Source organism: Collinsella aerofaciens (genome assembly GCF_005845035.1).
Classification (GTDB): domain Bacteria; phylum Actinomycetota; class Coriobacteriia; order Coriobacteriales; family Coriobacteriaceae; genus Collinsella; species Collinsella aerofaciens_I.
The window spans coordinates 1-14,247 of sequence record NZ_SPFO01000004.1 but is presented as its reverse complement, the minus strand read 5'-3'; the positions used below and the strand labels follow the sequence as shown (position 1 = coordinate 14,247).

The window sequence follows — 14,247 nt, the reverse complement described above, 5'->3', positions numbered from 1 at the left end:
TTGCGGTGGTTTGGGGCCGTGCTACTCACCGAGCATCTCTTGGAGCTTGGCCGCCACGGCATGTCCCAAGCTCTCGTGGCTTTCGGGCATCATATGCAGATAGTCGATATCGCCCGGCTCGGCAAAGTCGGCGGCATTCAAAAAGTCGCAGCCAAACTGCTCAGCCACATGTGCGTAGTACTCGCCAAAATGCTCCGAGGCCTCGACGGAACGCTCGTCAAAATCGGTCATATATACATCGGCGATTTGCGGCTTGATCTTGATAGGCGCCATCAGCAGAATGCGCGGACAAGGCGCAGCGTCGGTCCACGGAAACGCGCGGACGGCGCGAATCAGCGCCATGGCGCCACGGGCGATATCGGAAGCTGTCACGTTAAAGACCGTCTTACAGTCGTTGGTGCCCAGCATGATCACAATGGCGTCCAGCGGCTTATGGGCCTCGAGCAGCATCGGAAGTGCGCGGATGCCGTTAAGATTGGTGTCCAGATGGCACATGTCGTCGCGTACCGTCGTGCGGCCGTTGAGGCCTTCTTCAATTACATGCCAGCCCTCGCCTAAGTCACGTTGGGCCACGCCGCACCAGCGCACATCCTGCGCATAGCGCACCGCGGTGCCGTCGCGCATGCCCGCCGGATCGTAACCATAGGTGTTGCTGTCGCCAAAGCATAGAACGTTTTTCATCGTAAGCCCCTCGCTCAGTAAAAAGCCGACGGAAGCAGCCTCTCCCGCCGGCTCGACCCATCTGTCAGCACGTACCAATTACAGGTACTTGCGCCAATCGTCCTCGTCCTCATCATCCTCGGTAGCAGCCTGGGTCTGCTCGGCGGCGCGAGCTGCCGCAGCGCGAGCGGCAACCTGGGCATAGGATTCCTCGTTGCGCTCGGGGAAGTTTGCCAGCACGTGCTCGAACTTGGCAAAATCCTCATCCCAGCGCGTAGAAGGCACGGCAAAGAAGACTTGCTTGACCTTAAAGTCGCCCGACGCGAGCTCCTTGCGGAAGAGCTCGGCCACGGCCTCGGCGTCAAAGCCGTTGTTGTCGCAGCCCCAAGCGCCCAGTACGAGCTTCTCGCGACCCAGCTCGTCGCAGATGGCAAGCACAAAGCGAATGCGGTCGCGCAGGGCGTCCAGCAGAGCATCGTCGCTCACGCGATACTCCTGGCGGGCGCGCTTAACGTTGGGCGCGGCGGCCACGATCACGTCGGCGTATGCATGCACGTGGTTGCGGTCGAAGCGCACCGCAGGCACCACCAGCGCACGGTTGCGGTAAAGCTCGCAGTTGATGTTGCGGCGACGGTTCTCGCCGTACCATTTGCGCTGCTTATCGAGAACGTTGTACAGATACGAATCGGCGCACAGCGTGGCCTCCTGGCCCAGATAGCCCTGGATGTAGCCACCGCCCGGGTTGGTGAACGAGGCAAAGGCGAGCACGGCCATGTCGCAGAACTGCGCATAGCCACGACCGTTGTCCAGGATGGCCTGCGTGGCGGAGGCATCGAGCACGGTGACCTCAGGCAGAACCGGAGCGGGCTCCTCAGCAGGCGCGGACTCAGCTTCGGCGATTTCCTCGGCAGGCTCAGGCGCTGCCTCGGTCTCGGGCGCCGTCTCGGTCTCGGCAGCCTCCGCGCCCTCGACGTCCTCGGCAACCTGTTCTTCGGCGGCCACAGCACTCTGAACCTTGGCCTTCATCGCCGCGACAAAACCGGCAGGCATACCATCGAACTCGCACACGCCGGCAAGCGAACGCTCGATATCCTTGGCGCACGCTTCGGACACAGTTGCCACGTGACGCTCGGCGGCCTTGGCACGGGCCTCGCGCTTGGGATTGGGCTGACCCGCTCGGTTGGACCTGCGGTTACGGTTCCTGTTGTCGACGTCTGCCATAAGTGGTCACCTTTCTCGGTCTCTGCCGCTATCGGCTTTTCCCATCCATGATACCCCGCCGCGTACAAAAAAGACGGCCCCGAAGGACCGCCTTTCGCATCGATTTGCACGTACGGCAAGCACCGCCGCAATTCGCCACTAGTCGCGACGGCCGAGGATGTTCAGAATGCGCAGGAACACGTTGATAATATCCACGAACAGATTGGACGCCATGAGCACGGCGTTGGGCAGCGTAGGCGGCACCGTCGTGGCAACATAGGTGTCGTAGCCAATAAAGCCGGCGAACACCACGATCACGATCAGATCGGTGATGGTCTGTGAGACGCCCATGAACATCAGCACGATCTCAACCAGAATAGTAGCGAGCAGAATGCCAAAACCGATGCCATATACGCGCTGGAAAAACTTGGGGAACGTCACGCCCAAGGCGCCAAAGACAAAGGTGATGGCGGCCGTGGCGATAAAGGCAGTGTTGATGGTGGGCAGGTCGTAGTTGGCAAGGCCAAACGACGCGGTCAGGCCAAAGGTGCTCGCAAAGATTACGTAGCCCACAAGGGACAGGCCCACGGACTGCTTGCTGGCGGCGGCCGACATCATGACCATGCCGACGATGGTCAAAATAAACGAGCCAAAAACCAGCGGTAGGGCAGCCCCGCTCATCATCATGCGCGCAAACGACATGGTGCTCGTAAAGTAAGCACCGACGCCCATGGCACAAAAGCCCAAGAAGATGAGGGCAGACATGGCAAGATTATACGCACGCGGCGACATCTCCTTGGCACGGCTTGCGCCGGTTTCGATGGGGCCGTTCTGATAGCCCTGAATATCGTTCATAATTTCGTCCTTTCAAAAGCGCCGCGACAGCGCAGTAGCTGACAAGATTCCTTTCATTGTACCCGAATGCCGTACGTCCTTACCTACGGCGCTCGCCCTCGAGCGTGCGATCAAAGGCCCAGACCCACCAACGCATCACGTGTGCCTGCGAGCCGTCCGCCCGCTCGCGCGTCTGGTCCTCCAGATACAACTCGGTCGCGTGCCCGCCAAAACGCACCTTATAGGTTGCCGTACGGATGCCGTGGACCATCAGGCCAAACCCGGTGGTCGAGATAATTTCGTCAATCGTAAAGCAACGACCGTCGACCCAGCAGACGGTGACCGGCACGACCTGTCCGCCCGCGAGGATGCGAGCCACGACGTCCACATACTGCTTGTGCACGCGCCGAGTTTTGCCATCTGTCTGTCGATATTCCATGCCTCCTATTATCGAACGCATGTTTGCATATTGTAAAGCGAACAGACTGTGGTTTTGGGATGTTGGGGCACGCACACGTGTCCTCATGGTGTGTTAGCAAAAAGAACACCCGCGGTCAACAGGGCTAATATTCAATATTAGTGCCAAAAAATTCACTTCTCCCATCAGAACTCGGTAAAGAAACCCGCAGGAGGTGATACGATTTATCATGTTTTTGTAACGTGCCTGCAAACTTCGAGAAAGCCCATATATGGACGTAACGTTCTCAACCTTCCTCGGCCAAATTGTGTCGAACCCAGTCCTTGCCGTCACCGTGATCCTCGCGCTCGGCGCCATCTTCGTCAATGGATGGACCGACGCGCCCAACGCCATCGCGACCTGCGTCACTACGCGTTGCATGCCCGCCCGCGCCGCCATTCTCATGAGCGCCGCATTCAACTTCCTCGGTGTGCTCATCATGACGCACTTTAATGCGAGCGTCGCCAATACCATCTCGCATATCGTCGACTTTGGCGGAAACAGCACCATGGCGCTCGCCTGCCTGTGCGCGGCCCTGTTCTCCATCGTCGTCTACGGCGCCACAGCGTCGCGTTTTGGCATCCCCACCTCGCAAAGCCACAGCCTTATCGCCGGCCTGACCGGTGCCGCTATCGCCCTCGGCGGCGCGAGCAGCGTCAACGTCCACGAGTGGATGAAGGTCATCTACGGCCTGGCGCTCTCCATCGGCCTGGGCTTTGTCATGGGCTGGGTCCTGTGCAAACTCGTCTCGATTCTTTTCGCCGCCGCCAACAGGCGACGTGCCAATGTCTTCTTTAAATACGCTCAGATCGCGAGCGCTGCGGCCATGAGCTTTATGCACGGCGCGCAGGATGGACAGAAGTTCATCGGCGTGCTCTTTTTAGGCGTGGCCTTCGCAAACGGCCAGACCAGCGTCGGCGATGCCGGCATCCCCATCTGGATTATGCTGCTGTGCTCGGCCACTATGGGTATCGGTACCAGCGTGGGCGGTGAGCGCATCATCAAGTCCGTCGGCCAGAGCATGGTTAAGCTCGAGAAGTATCAGGGCTTCTCCGCCGACCTCGCGGGCGCCGCGAACCTGCTGCTTGCCACCCTTACCGGCATCCCCGTGTCCTCCACACACATCAAGACCTGCGCCATCATGGGCGTCGGTGCCGTCAAGCGCCTCTCGGCCATCAACTTCGGAGTCGTCAAGGACATGATGTTCACCTGGTTCTTCACCTTCCCCGCCTGCGGACTCATCAGCTTTGTCATGGCCAAGCTGTTCATGATGTTCCTCTAATCAAACCGAACGTCCATCCGGACCGCATTACTTCGCCCACCCGTCTTCGCCTCGAAAGGACCCACCCATGGCAAAGAAACCCGATTCGTTCTACTTTGACAACTACGTCGCTTGCGCCGACCTCGCCGTCCAGGCCGCAGAGCTGCTCACCAAGATTTTTGAGAACTTCGATCCCGCGCAGATTCACGACATGCTCAATAAGATGCATGCGATTGAGCATGCGGCAGACAAGAAGCACCACGAGCTCGAAGACGCCCTGCTCACCGCCTTTATCACCCCGCTCGAGCGCGAGGATCTGGATCTGATGAGCTGCGCGCTCGACACCGTGCTCGACCGTATTGAGGGCGTCGTGCAGCGCGTCTACTTCACCAACATTCAGAGCATCCATCCCGACGCCATCGTCATCGCCCACAAGGTGACTGACGCCTGCCGCGCCATGAAAGACCTGATGGTCGAGCTTCCCAACTACCGCAAGTCCAAAACGCTGCGCGAGCTGGTCATCCAGATCAACACCATCGAGTCCGAGGCCGACGAGCTCTACATCAACGCCATGCGCAACCTGCACGTTAACGGCAAGGATCCGCTCGAGGTCATCGCTTGGCGTGACGTCTACGCCTTCCTGGAGTACTGCGCCGACTGCTGCGAGAATGTGGCCGATGTTGTGGATTCGATTGTCATGAAGAACAGTTAATTGGGGGTACGTGTCCCGGCGGCGAAGGGCCGGCCACGGTTTGCTTTCTCACTCCGGCTGCTTTGCAGAGTCGTTCGAAAGCAAACCGTGGCCGGCCCTTCGCCTTACGTACCACCATTGGGAACTTTGGCTGATACTTTGAAAGCAATGAGGCTTTTGTTGACAGGGCCTTTGAGCCCGATTGGGAACTTTGGGACCGCCTTAAACGTTTGGCTGGATCGGGCTTTGGGTACCCTTTGTTTTGCTTTGGGTTGATACACTGAATTTGGAGGGCTTGGTTGTGAGTTATTTGGATCTGGCTCGGGGTCGGTATTCTTGTCGTGAGTTTGAAGATCGGGCTGTGGAGCAGGCTGTGGTGGATGCCATTGTTGAGGCTGGGCGGATTGCTCCTTCTGCTTGTAATAATCATCCTTCTCGTGTGATGGTGCTGGATACGCCTGAGCTTCTGGAGAAGGCTGCTGCTTGTCAGCCTCGGTTTGCTCGTGATGGATCTATCTTTGGCGCTCCGCTCATCTTCCTTATTTGTAGCGTTACCGAAGACGCTTGGGTGCGCCCGTATGACCAGATGAATTCCAGTGAAATCGATACGTCCATAGTGTGCGATCAGATGATGATGGAGGCCACCGAGCAGGGCCTGGGAACGTGTTGGGTATGCCATTTTAAGCCCGAGGTGGCACAGGAGCAGTTCAACCTGCCCGAGGGCGTCTATCCCTATCACATGCTCGTCTGCGGATATCCTGCCGACCACATCGCCGATTCCGAGCATCGCGAGGCCCGTACCATTCCCCTCTCCGACTTCCTCCTCAAGTAGATTTTGGGACATGCCCTAAAACCTATCCTTGACCGCTCACCGGTTCGCCGAGTTCTGCGCCACTATGTGCAGGGCTCGGTTTTTTATGTTGCGCGCCCCGGTACAGTCATAAAAAAGGACCCGCAAGCTGCGGGTCCTTTCTAGGCACTAAATTGTAGGCCGAATGTTAGTCCAGGTCGTCGGCAGCGAAGTTGTCGATCGGGGCGAAGGGATCGGCCACGGGGACAACCGGGTCAGCGACGGGCAGCGGCTCGGCGGGAACAGTCACCGCAGGAGAAGCGGCAGAACCGACCGGCGTGGAGGCCATGAGGTCGGCCGGGAAGGAGTTCTGGGCATCGTCCATGAAGTGCTGGATGAGCTTGAGATACTCGGCCTTGAACTCCTCACGAGAAGCCTTGAGACGATCGATCTCCTCGAGCTCAGCCTGCTTTTCGGTCAGAGCCTGGCGGATAACCTCGCGGGCCTTGGCGTCAGCCTCGTTGCGAATACGCTCAGCGTTCTCATTGGCATCGTTGACGATGGTCTCAGCGGTCTGCTGGGCAGCGATCAGGGCAGCGGAAATCTGGCGCTCCTGAGCGGAGAAGTCAGGGGCGGGAGCAGCCACGGGGGCGGCAGGAACGGCCTGGGCGGGGGCATCCTGAGCCTGGGCAAGCTGAGCCTGCGCATCGGCAAGCTGCTGCTCGGTAGCAGTCAGACGACCCTTAAGGTCGACGATCTTAGCGAGCATAGCGTCAACCTCAGAGGACAGCGTCTCCAAGAAGACGTCGACCTCAGCAGGATCGTAGCCACGCTTGGCCTCAGAGAAAGTCTGAGCCTGGATGTCTGCAGGGGTAATAGCCATAACAAGTCTCCTTTTTCATCGCCTCGGCGCTACACGCCCGACGTAAGTTACTAAGACAGTTCTACACGAGTATACCTATAAGAAGCTGCAGAACCAGCCTCTGCACCAACTGCAACGCAATAATCGCAACGACCGGCGAAAAATCGATACCGCCCATCGGCGGGATGAAACGACGGAACAGGTTGAGCCACGGACCGCACACGCTATCAAGCACCGCGGCAATATCCTGAAGCAAACCACCCTGCTTCATGGGAATCCACGTCATAAAGCAGTAGACGACAATGAGCGTGGAATAGAAGTTGAACAGCGTATTGACCAGCTGGACGATAGTGTAGATGTTGATGGGAATCTCCTCGTCTTGTCTTTACTTAAGGTAGCCGTCGGCACGAAGCTTCTTGAGATCGGAATCTTTGACCTCGCAACCGGCGGGCAGCACCATGAACACGCGGTCGCCCACCTCCTTGACCGTGGCACCCAGACCGCAGGCAAAGCCGTAAGAGAAGTCCAAGACGCGCTTGGCAACTTCGGTGCGTACGCCCACAAAAATCAGTGCGACAGGCTGCTTGGTGCGAACGCGGCGCACCACGGTCTCCACGTCGTCATAGCTCTCGGGGCGCAGGACATAGGCCGGCAGCTGCGGTGTGGCGTTGATGATATTGCTCGCATAGGCCGAGGCATCGCTCGGTGCAGGCGCAGGCGCAGCGGCGGCACGGGCGCGGGTGTTCTCGGCGTAGCTCGACGGCGTGTCATAGGCACCAGGACGATAACCGCTCGCAACACTGTCCTGCGAGCGCGAAGGCGGGTTATACGTCGTGGCATGGCGGGAGTCATCGCCGACCAGCTGCCCGGAGCGTGTATACACGGCAACCGACTCAGCTTCACCACGGCGCGTCTGACCAAGCAGGCCGTTGCTCGGCTCGTCTTGGGTGTAGAAGCCCTCGCCCGAAGCACCGCTGTAGCCGTTGCCCTGATAGCCATCGTCATAGCCATCATCGTAGCCGTAGTCGTCGTCCTGGCCATAACCCTGGTCGTAACCCTGCTGGCCGCCCAGGTGCATCTTATTTTTAATCTCGTCAAGGAAGCCCATGGTTGTGTCCTCTCGCGGTTTAGTGCAGGCGCCCCGATAATCAGTGCGCACTTCAGAGCCTTATTTTACTGCAAACTCCGGGCTAAATACTACCCTGCCCAGGCGAACGAGCGTAGAGCCCTCCTCAAGGGCAGGCTCAAAGTCTTCGCTCATGCCGCAGGAAAGCTCAGGCAGGTTCAAATCGGGATGCGCCGCCTCCAGCTCATCCCTCAGCTCACGAAGCCCCGCAAAGGTGCGGCGTGCCACATCCTTATTCCCCCGGGGCGCCATAGTCATAAGCCCCTGTACGCAAATTCCCTCAAGTTCCGCAAGCTCACCCGCGGCGGCGCGAATCTCATCGGGCGAAAAGCCTCCCTTCGACTCCTCACCACTCACATTGACCTCAATGAGCACACGCTGGGGGCCGGCGAGTTCGCCTGCCTCAATCTTGCGGGCAGCACGGCTCGAGATCGCCTGCGCCAGATGCAGCGAACCCACCGAGTGAATCAGCTCGGCTGAGCCCAGCACCGCATTGATCTTATTGGTCTGCAGGTTGCCGATCATATCGAAGCGCACCTCGGGCAGCTCCGGATGCTCCGCCAAACCTGTGAGCTTGCGAACCAGCTCCTGCGGGCGATTCTCGGCAAAATGGCGATACCCCGCCTGGATGGCGGCAACGGTCTCATCGACACCAACGGTCTTGGACACGGCAATGAGGCGCGCGGCGTCGTGGGGACGGCCCGCGCGATCGAGCGCCGCATAAAAACGTTCCAGAATCTGCTCGCGGCGAGCGCGCATCAAGTCCAAATAGTTATCCATTGCCAATCGCCTCCGCTGACAGCCAAACAAGTAGTCCCATGCTAACGCAAGAGCGCGGCCCCGCATGTGCAAGGCCGCGCTCACTTAGGTATTTACAATCTTTCGACGAACGGGGTTACTTACTCCTCGTCGTCCTCGCCATCGTCCTCATCCTCAAGATGATCGAGCAGGTAGCGAAGACCCTCGCTGACCTCGTTAACGGGCACCTTGGCAACGTAGCGTGCATCGACGGCGGGCCTCATGATAACACCCTCGCCCGAAGGCACGCGCATGCTCTCGAGCTCATCCTCATCAGTGCAGGCGATATCACCGGCAGTCATACGCTGTCCGGTCAACAGGAAGGTCAGACGGCAGGCGGCATCGATGGAAATCGAGGCGATGCGATCGAGATAGCGCGATACCATGATGGCGCGGCGCAGGTCGTCATAGTTGCTGTCGTCGTCCATAAAATCGCCCGTGTCCATGCGGTTAAAGGTGCGGAAGAACTTCTCGTAGGCGGCGTGCACTGGCTCGTCCTCGACGGCCAAGTTGCAGATGATGGACATGTCGTTGGTGACGAGCGCAGAAAGCGAAGAGCCCAGCACCTGGTAGACGGCCTCAGCCTCGGCCTCGACCGTGCCGACAAGCTCCTTGGGCAGCGAGATGTCGGCCTTGATCATATGACGCGTGGCGCGGCAAATCTGGCGAACCTTATCGGTCATGCGCTGCAGGTTAAAGTCGACGTAGATGATCGTCTGCAGCAAGCGGAAGTCGGAGGCGACCGGTGACTGCGTGGCAATCAGGTTGTAGCAGACGGCCTCCAGGTTGGCGCAGCGTGCGTCAATCGAAAGCGTACGCTTCTTGGTCTTGGTGGCGAGCTTGCGGTCGTCGGTCACATAGGCCTTCACGGCATCGTGGAGGGCCAGATCGACGGCCTTGTAGATGCTCAGCATCTCGTGACGGGCCTCGATGAGCTGACGGGAAAACAGTTTGCGCATGGTTCACTCCAATCAGTTGGGTGCGGTCATGCCGCCCGCACAGTGAATACGCACCGGACCAGATCCGATCGGCTTGGGACTAGTCGCACCGATCAGCCAAAGCGGCCGGTGATATAGTCTTCCGTCCGCGAGTCCACCGGGCTGGTGAAGATCGCGTCGGTTTGACCATACTCGATGAGCGTAGCGGGCTCGCCGGCAACTTCCTGCAAGAAGAACGCGGTGTAGTCACTGAAACGAGCTGCCTGCTGCATTGAATGCGTGACGATGATAATCGTCATCTCGGGCGCCAGCTCGGCCATCAGATCCTCGACCTTAGAGACGGAAGTGGGGTCGATGGCGGAGCAGGGCTCGTCCATCAGGAGGACATCGGGTTGCACCGCAAGCACGCGCGCGATGCACAGACGCTGCTGCTGACCGCCCGAGAGCGCCAAACCATCCTTGTTGAGCTGATTGGATACCTCTTTCCAGAGGTTGGCGCGCTTGAGCGATTCTTCCACGATGTCATCGAGGTCGCTTTTGCTAGTCACGCCCTGCAGACGAGGGCCAAAGGCGACATTCTCGTAGATGGATTTGGGAAACGGGTTGGGCTGCTGAAAGATCATGCCCACGCGACGACGGAGATCGACCGGATCGACACCCTCGGCATAGATATCGTTGCCGTCGAGCGTCATGGTGCCCTCGACGCGCGTGCCCTCAATCAGGTCATTCATGCGGTTGATGCAGCGCAAAAACGTCGACTTGCCGCAGCCCGAAGGGCCAATGAAGGAGGTGATGGCGTTTTTGGCGATGTTGAGGTCAAGCCCCGTCAGCGCATGAAAGTCACCGTACCAAAAGTTGAAATCCTTGGCCGTAATGGCCGCTTGCTCCAACGCGGGAGCGGACTGATAAACGGACATGGGACTCCTTAACTAGCGACGCTTGCGCGACAGGAAGCGCGCAAACAGGTTGAAGGCCAAAATGATCACCATCAGCAAGAGCGCGGTGCCGTAGGCTGCGTTCATGTTGATGCCGTCGTTGGCAAGCAGGTACAGGTGAACGGTCATGGGACGACCGGAATCGAGCGGCGAAATAGGTAGATTGATGGCCTGGCCCATGGTGTAGAGCACCACGGCGGTCTCGCCGATGGCACGGCCGATGGCAAGGACGATGCCCGTGGCAATGCGGCCAAAGGCCGAAGGAAGCACGATCTTGGAGACGACCTGCCACTTGGTAGCGCCCAGGCCGTACGCGCCCCAACGGATATAGCGCGGAACGGCGCGAATGGCTTCTTCGGTGGTGCGCATGACGATGGGAAGCATCAAGAGCGCGAGCGCCAGAGCGGCCGAGACCATCGAAAGGCCCAGGCCCATAGCCTCGACAAACAAGGCGTAGCCAAACAGGCCCATAACGATGGAGGGCACCGAGGCCAAAGCGTCAGCAGCGTAGCGAATGAGCTCGACGACCTTGCCCTGCTTGGCGTACTCGGCCAGATAGACGGCTGCCAGCACAGCGATCGGCGTGCAGATGAGCATGGCGAGCGCCGTCACATAGACGGTCGAGACGATCGTGGGGCAAATTCCGCCCTCGGCGTTGACGCCTTGGGGCCAACCGAAGATAAAGTCGAGCGAGATGTGTGGCAGGCCGTTGATGACCACGTAGGCGATGATAGCGACCAGCACCAGCGTGGTGATGTAGGCAGCGGCACGAAACACGCCAAGCATGATCTTGTTGGACAGGTCCTTGTTGATGCGGCCCTTCTTGCCGTGGGAAAGGGCACGCTTGATGCGCTCGCGCGACGAGGTCGTATCGACCGTCGTGTCAACGGAATCGGACATAGCCTACCCCCTCTTCTTCTTGGAAATCAGACGAACGATACCCACCAGCGTGGCGGAGATGATAAACAGGACCACACCCATGCCGAACAGCGCCGAGCGGTGCAGACCCGAGGAATAGCTCATGTCGAGCGCAATCTGGCTCGTGAGCGTCGAGATGGGGCTCGCAATGCTGTCGGGAATAACCGGGGCGTTACCTACGACCATGAGCACGGCCATGGTCTCGCCGATGGCACGGCCCATACCCAGCACGATGGCATCAACGATACCCAGCTTCGCGGCAGGTAGCACGACCTTATAGATGGTCTGCCACTTTGTGGCGCCCATGGCATACGATGCCTCGCGAATGCCCATGGGAATGGAATTGAGAGCATCGATGGTGAGCGTGGTGATGGTAGGGACGATCATGATGGCGAGCACAAACCACGCCGTCAGCGCACCAAAACCAAGGCCGCCGGTCAGTTGTGCGATAAACGGGCGGATGATGATCATGCCAAAGAAGCCGTAGATGATGGAGGGTATGCCCGCCAGCAGGTCAACGGCGGGGCTGATGAGCTTGCGCACGCGCTTGCTGGCAATCTCGACCAGGTAAACGGCCGTACCCACGCCCAGCGGCACGCCCATGGCGAGCGCACCGACGGTCACCAGACCCGAGCCAGCAAGCAGCGACAAGATGCCGTAGTGGCCCTCGGAAGGCGCCCACGTAAAGCTAAAGAAGTCAGCCAGACCGATGTCAGTAAAGACGGGCAGCGCCGAGTACGTGGTAAAGACAAAAATCAGGATGACGGTAACGACCGCCAAGAACGCGCAGGCAAAGAAGATCCACTGCAGCGCCTTCTCCTTGATATAGGTACTGCGCGATACGAGCGCCAGCTCGCGCTTCTTGGGCGTCTGAACATTCTGCTCAGTCTGGGAGTTTTCCTGTGCTTCCATGCTACTCACTCCCCTTCTCGTCGTTGGTGACGGGAATAAAGCCCGCCTCGCGAATCTGCTTGTCCATCTTTTCGGACGTCACATAGTCGATGTAATCCTGCGCCTGCTGCGAAGGCACACCCTTCACAAAGAAGTAAAGGTCGCGCGAGATGGGATAGCCGCCACTCGCGACCGTCTTCTCGGACGCCTCAACATGATTGACCGAGACGGCCTTGACCGAGGTCTTGGCGTTGAGGCTATCGACGAAGCCCAGCGAAATGTAGCCGATGGCCCCACGCGAACGAGATACCACGTCGCGCACCTGGCCCGTACCCGAAAGAACAGCCGAGCGGCGATCGAACGGCGTGCCATCCATCACGATGGTACGGAAGGCCTCGCGCGTACCGGACGCCTCGTCTCGGTTGATGACCTGAATCCTCAGGTCCTCGCCACCGACCTCTTTCCAATTGGTAATCTTGCCGGCGTAGATATCGCGGAGCTGCTCGGTCGAGAGGTTATCGACGGGGTTGTCGTCGTTCACGATGACCGCGATACCGTCGTGGGCAATGACGATGGGAGTCAGGCCCAGATCCTGTTCGTCGGCATTGAGTCCACGGGAGGAGCTGGCGATATCGGCCGTGCCGGCGCTGACGGCCTCGATCCCAGCGGAAGAACCCAAACCGGAAACGAGCACGTCGATGCCGGTCTCCTCCTTAAAGCCCTCGGCCGCAATCTCGGCGATAGGAAGGCAGGTCGTGGAGCCGGCCACGGTAATGGAAGAGGTAGAAGATCCCGAAGAACAGGCGCACAGCGTAAGCGTAAGCACAGCGGCGCTCAGGACCGATACGATCTTTCTCATAGCATCACGCCGATCGCAGCATGGCGCCCACAGGTGCCGTCCTCGTTACGGTAGGAATAAAAGCGGTCGTTCTGACGCACGGTCGAAAGCTGGGTATCCACGATATTATCCGCGTCGACACCGACATCTACCAGCGCCTCGCGAATGGCAGCGGAAAGATCAAGCATGCGAGAGGTATTCGCATCGATGCAAGAGAACTCGGCGGCAAAGCGATCCATGAGTTCCTGGGATACCTCATATTCGTCACCCAAGATATGGGGGCCAATATAGGCGGAAACGTCGCTCGCATCGCAGCCGGCAGCATCGCAAAGCGCCTGGCACGCCTTGGCAGAAATACGTGCAATCGTGCCCTTCCAACCGGAGTGCACCACGGCAAATCCGCCAGGGGCCACCAGCACCACGGGAACGCAGTCGGCAAAGCAGAGCAGCACGGGCACGTTACGCGCCGTACAGACGATGGCATCGCAGCCCTCAGCAATCTGCTCGCGGACGTCCTCAAGGTCATCGGCGCCGTTCGAGACCACCGCAACGATATGGTCACCATGGACCTGATTGGGAATGAGCAGGTTGTGCTTGCACTCGGCGGCACCCATAGCCTCGAGCGCGCGACGACGATTTTCTTGAACAGCAAAGGGGTCATCGCCAACATGCGAGCCCAAGTTGAGTGAGGAGTACGCATCTTCGGAAACGCCACCGGCGCGCTCGGTGAAGGCAAAGCGAACATCGGATGTCGCGCCCTCCACCAACGTAACTCCATCATGGTCGACACGCGAAACTTTGTCCGCACGTGCTGCCATACTAAAGCCTCCTAATAACACAAGTACCGCGGCATCGCCGCTACAGCCCGCGTTTATACGGCTGTCATACTTCTCTAAAAGGATACCTGCTGCGCTGGAGGCAATCGTAAAGGGAACGTAAAGAGATTGGAGGTTCTAGTTTACAAAGTCGAAAATCAGAACCACCCTTAAAAAGGGTGGTTTGCTCTTAGGGTATAACCCACGGGCCCCGGGCTCGCGTCTAAAGGCGC

General features: G+C 59.0%; 17 protein-coding genes. 3 read left to right on the top strand and 14 right to left on the bottom strand.

Annotated elements, in window-relative coordinates:
• Positions 1–21: 21 nt before the first annotated feature.
• From FGQ67_RS02820 to FGQ67_RS02805, 4 genes are all read right to left on the bottom strand, one after another.
• Positions 22–681 carry an SGNH/GDSL hydrolase family protein gene (locus FGQ67_RS02820; protein WP_138339890.1) on the bottom strand — a complete coding sequence of 220 codons (660 nt, stop codon included), beginning with the start codon at positions 679–681 and terminating at the stop codon, positions 22–24.
• 78 nt (positions 682–759) lie between these two features.
• The gene (locus FGQ67_RS02815) at positions 760–1,881 is read right to left on the bottom strand and encodes a TIGR02452 family protein (RefSeq protein ID WP_006234233.1); all 1,122 of its coding nucleotides are present in this window, start codon (positions 1,879–1,881) and stop codon (positions 760–762) included.
• Between the two features lie 138 nt (positions 1,882–2,019).
• Complete coding sequence (locus FGQ67_RS02810; RefSeq protein ID WP_117746759.1) at positions 2,020–2,715, bottom strand: Bax inhibitor-1 family protein; 696 nt, start codon at positions 2,713–2,715, stop codon at positions 2,020–2,022.
• A 79-nt stretch (positions 2,716–2,794) separates the two neighbouring features.
• Positions 2,795–3,133 carry a hypothetical protein gene (locus FGQ67_RS02805; RefSeq protein ID WP_117746758.1) on the bottom strand — a complete coding sequence of 113 codons (339 nt, stop codon included), beginning with the start codon at positions 3,131–3,133 and terminating at the stop codon, positions 2,795–2,797.
• Positions 3,134–3,383: 250 nt separating this feature from the next.
• Between FGQ67_RS02805 and FGQ67_RS02800 the strand changes: the two genes are divergently transcribed.
• The 3 genes from FGQ67_RS02800 to FGQ67_RS02790 all read left to right on the top strand — a co-directional run bounded on the left by FGQ67_RS02800 (position 3,384) and on the right by FGQ67_RS02790 (position 5,935).
• Entirely contained in the window at positions 3,384–4,433 is a 1,050-nt protein-coding gene (locus FGQ67_RS02800) for an inorganic phosphate transporter (RefSeq protein ID WP_117655139.1), read from the top strand.
• 67 nt (positions 4,434–4,500) lie between these two features.
• Positions 4,501–5,124, top strand: a complete 624-nt coding sequence (locus FGQ67_RS02795; protein ID WP_138112201.1) for a DUF47 domain-containing protein — start codon at positions 4,501–4,503, stop codon at positions 5,122–5,124.
• A gap of 280 nt (positions 5,125–5,404) precedes the next feature.
• On the top strand, positions 5,405–5,935 hold the full coding sequence (locus tag FGQ67_RS02790; RefSeq protein ID WP_138339888.1) for a nitroreductase family protein: 531 nt from the start codon (positions 5,405–5,407) through the stop codon (positions 5,933–5,935).
• A gap of 166 nt (positions 5,936–6,101) precedes the next feature.
• Here FGQ67_RS02790 and FGQ67_RS02785 read toward each other — a convergent pair whose 3' ends face one another.
• The 10 genes from FGQ67_RS02785 to FGQ67_RS02740 form a co-directional block, all read right to left on the bottom strand.
• Positions 6,102–6,776, bottom strand: a complete 675-nt coding sequence (locus FGQ67_RS02785) for a DivIVA domain-containing protein (RefSeq protein WP_022094499.1) — start codon at positions 6,774–6,776, stop codon at positions 6,102–6,104.
• Positions 6,777–6,837: 61 nt separating this feature from the next.
• On the bottom strand, positions 6,838–7,083 hold the full coding sequence (locus FGQ67_RS02780) for a YggT family protein (protein ID WP_227790178.1): 246 nt from the start codon (positions 7,081–7,083) through the stop codon (positions 6,838–6,840).
• 57 nt (positions 7,084–7,140) lie between these two features.
• The gene (locus FGQ67_RS02775) at positions 7,141–7,863 is read right to left on the bottom strand and encodes a cell division protein SepF (RefSeq protein ID WP_022094497.1); all 723 of its coding nucleotides are present in this window, start codon (positions 7,861–7,863) and stop codon (positions 7,141–7,143) included.
• Positions 7,864–7,923: 60 nt separating this feature from the next.
• Positions 7,924–8,661, bottom strand: coding sequence for a YggS family pyridoxal phosphate-dependent enzyme (locus FGQ67_RS02770; RefSeq protein WP_138112193.1), 738 nt, complete (start codon positions 8,659–8,661; stop codon positions 7,924–7,926).
• Positions 8,662–8,780: 119 nt separating this feature from the next.
• On the bottom strand, positions 8,781–9,638 hold the full coding sequence (locus FGQ67_RS02765) for a phosphate signaling complex PhoU family protein (protein WP_138339886.1): 858 nt from the start codon (positions 9,636–9,638) through the stop codon (positions 8,781–8,783).
• Positions 9,639–9,730: 92 nt separating this feature from the next.
• On the bottom strand, positions 9,731–10,534 hold the full coding sequence (pstB, locus tag FGQ67_RS02760) for a phosphate ABC transporter ATP-binding protein PstB (protein ID WP_138339884.1): 804 nt from the start codon (positions 10,532–10,534) through the stop codon (positions 9,731–9,733).
• A gap of 12 nt (positions 10,535–10,546) precedes the next feature.
• Positions 10,547–11,452 (bottom strand): phosphate ABC transporter permease PstA, encoded by a 906-nt coding sequence (gene pstA / locus FGQ67_RS02755; RefSeq protein WP_138339882.1) that lies wholly within the window; start codon positions 11,450–11,452, stop codon positions 10,547–10,549.
• Positions 11,453–11,455: 3 nt separating this feature from the next.
• Positions 11,456–12,382: a phosphate ABC transporter permease subunit PstC gene (gene pstC, locus FGQ67_RS02750; RefSeq protein WP_006234251.1), complete on the bottom strand. Its 927-nt coding sequence runs from the start codon at positions 12,380–12,382 to the stop codon at positions 11,456–11,458.
• Between the two features lies 1 nt (position 12,383).
• The gene (locus tag FGQ67_RS02745; protein ID WP_022094493.1) at positions 12,384–13,220 is read right to left on the bottom strand and encodes a phosphate ABC transporter substrate-binding protein; all 837 of its coding nucleotides are present in this window, start codon (positions 13,218–13,220) and stop codon (positions 12,384–12,386) included.
• Positions 13,217–14,017: a purine nucleoside phosphorylase YfiH/LACC1 family protein gene (locus tag FGQ67_RS02740; RefSeq protein WP_138339880.1), complete on the bottom strand. Its 801-nt coding sequence runs from the start codon at positions 14,015–14,017 to the stop codon at positions 13,217–13,219. Before FGQ67_RS02740 ends, FGQ67_RS02745 begins: the two co-directional genes overlap by 4 nt.
• Positions 14,018–14,247: the final 230 nt, after the last annotated feature.

What these genes read in the sequence shown, in the direction of transcription:
- FGQ67_RS02775 (WP_022094497.1), bottom strand. Translation starts at nt 7,863, where the DNA reads ATGGGCTTCCTTGACGAGATTAAAAATAAGATGCACCTGGGCGGCCAG.
- FGQ67_RS02795 (WP_138112201.1), top strand. Translation starts at nt 4,501, where the DNA reads ATGGCAAAGAAACCCGATTCGTTCTACTTTGACAACTACGTCGCTTGC.
- FGQ67_RS02765 (WP_138339886.1), bottom strand. Translation starts at nt 9,638, where the DNA reads ATGCGCAAACTGTTTTCCCGTCAGCTCATCGAGGCCCGTCACGAGATG.
- FGQ67_RS02800 (WP_117655139.1), top strand. Translation starts at nt 3,384, where the DNA reads ATGGACGTAACGTTCTCAACCTTCCTCGGCCAAATTGTGTCGAACCCA.
- FGQ67_RS02745 (WP_022094493.1), bottom strand. Translation starts at nt 13,220, where the DNA reads ATGAGAAAGATCGTATCGGTCCTGAGCGCCGCTGTGCTTACGCTTACG.
- FGQ67_RS02770 (WP_138112193.1), bottom strand. Translation starts at nt 8,661, where the DNA reads ATGGATAACTATTTGGACTTGATGCGCGCTCGCCGCGAGCAGATTCTG.
- FGQ67_RS02805 (WP_117746758.1), bottom strand. Translation starts at nt 3,133, where the DNA reads ATGGAATATCGACAGACAGATGGCAAAACTCGGCGCGTGCACAAGCAG.
- FGQ67_RS02820 (WP_138339890.1), bottom strand. Translation starts at nt 681, where the DNA reads ATGAAAAACGTTCTATGCTTTGGCGACAGCAACACCTATGGTTACGAT.
- FGQ67_RS02740 (WP_138339880.1), bottom strand. Translation starts at nt 14,017, where the DNA reads ATGGCAGCACGTGCGGACAAAGTTTCGCGTGTCGACCATGATGGAGTT.
- FGQ67_RS02785 (WP_022094499.1), bottom strand. Translation starts at nt 6,776, where the DNA reads ATGGCTATTACCCCTGCAGACATCCAGGCTCAGACTTTCTCTGAGGCC.
- FGQ67_RS02815 (WP_006234233.1), bottom strand. Translation starts at nt 1,881, where the DNA reads ATGGCAGACGTCGACAACAGGAACCGTAACCGCAGGTCCAACCGAGCG.
- pstC (WP_006234251.1), bottom strand. Translation starts at nt 12,382, where the DNA reads ATGGAAGCACAGGAAAACTCCCAGACTGAGCAGAATGTTCAGACGCCC.
- pstA (WP_138339882.1), bottom strand. Translation starts at nt 11,452, where the DNA reads ATGTCCGATTCCGTTGACACGACGGTCGATACGACCTCGTCGCGCGAG.
- pstB (WP_138339884.1), bottom strand. Translation starts at nt 10,534, where the DNA reads ATGTCCGTTTATCAGTCCGCTCCCGCGTTGGAGCAAGCGGCCATTACG.
- FGQ67_RS02810 (WP_117746759.1), bottom strand. Translation starts at nt 2,715, where the DNA reads ATGAACGATATTCAGGGCTATCAGAACGGCCCCATCGAAACCGGCGCA.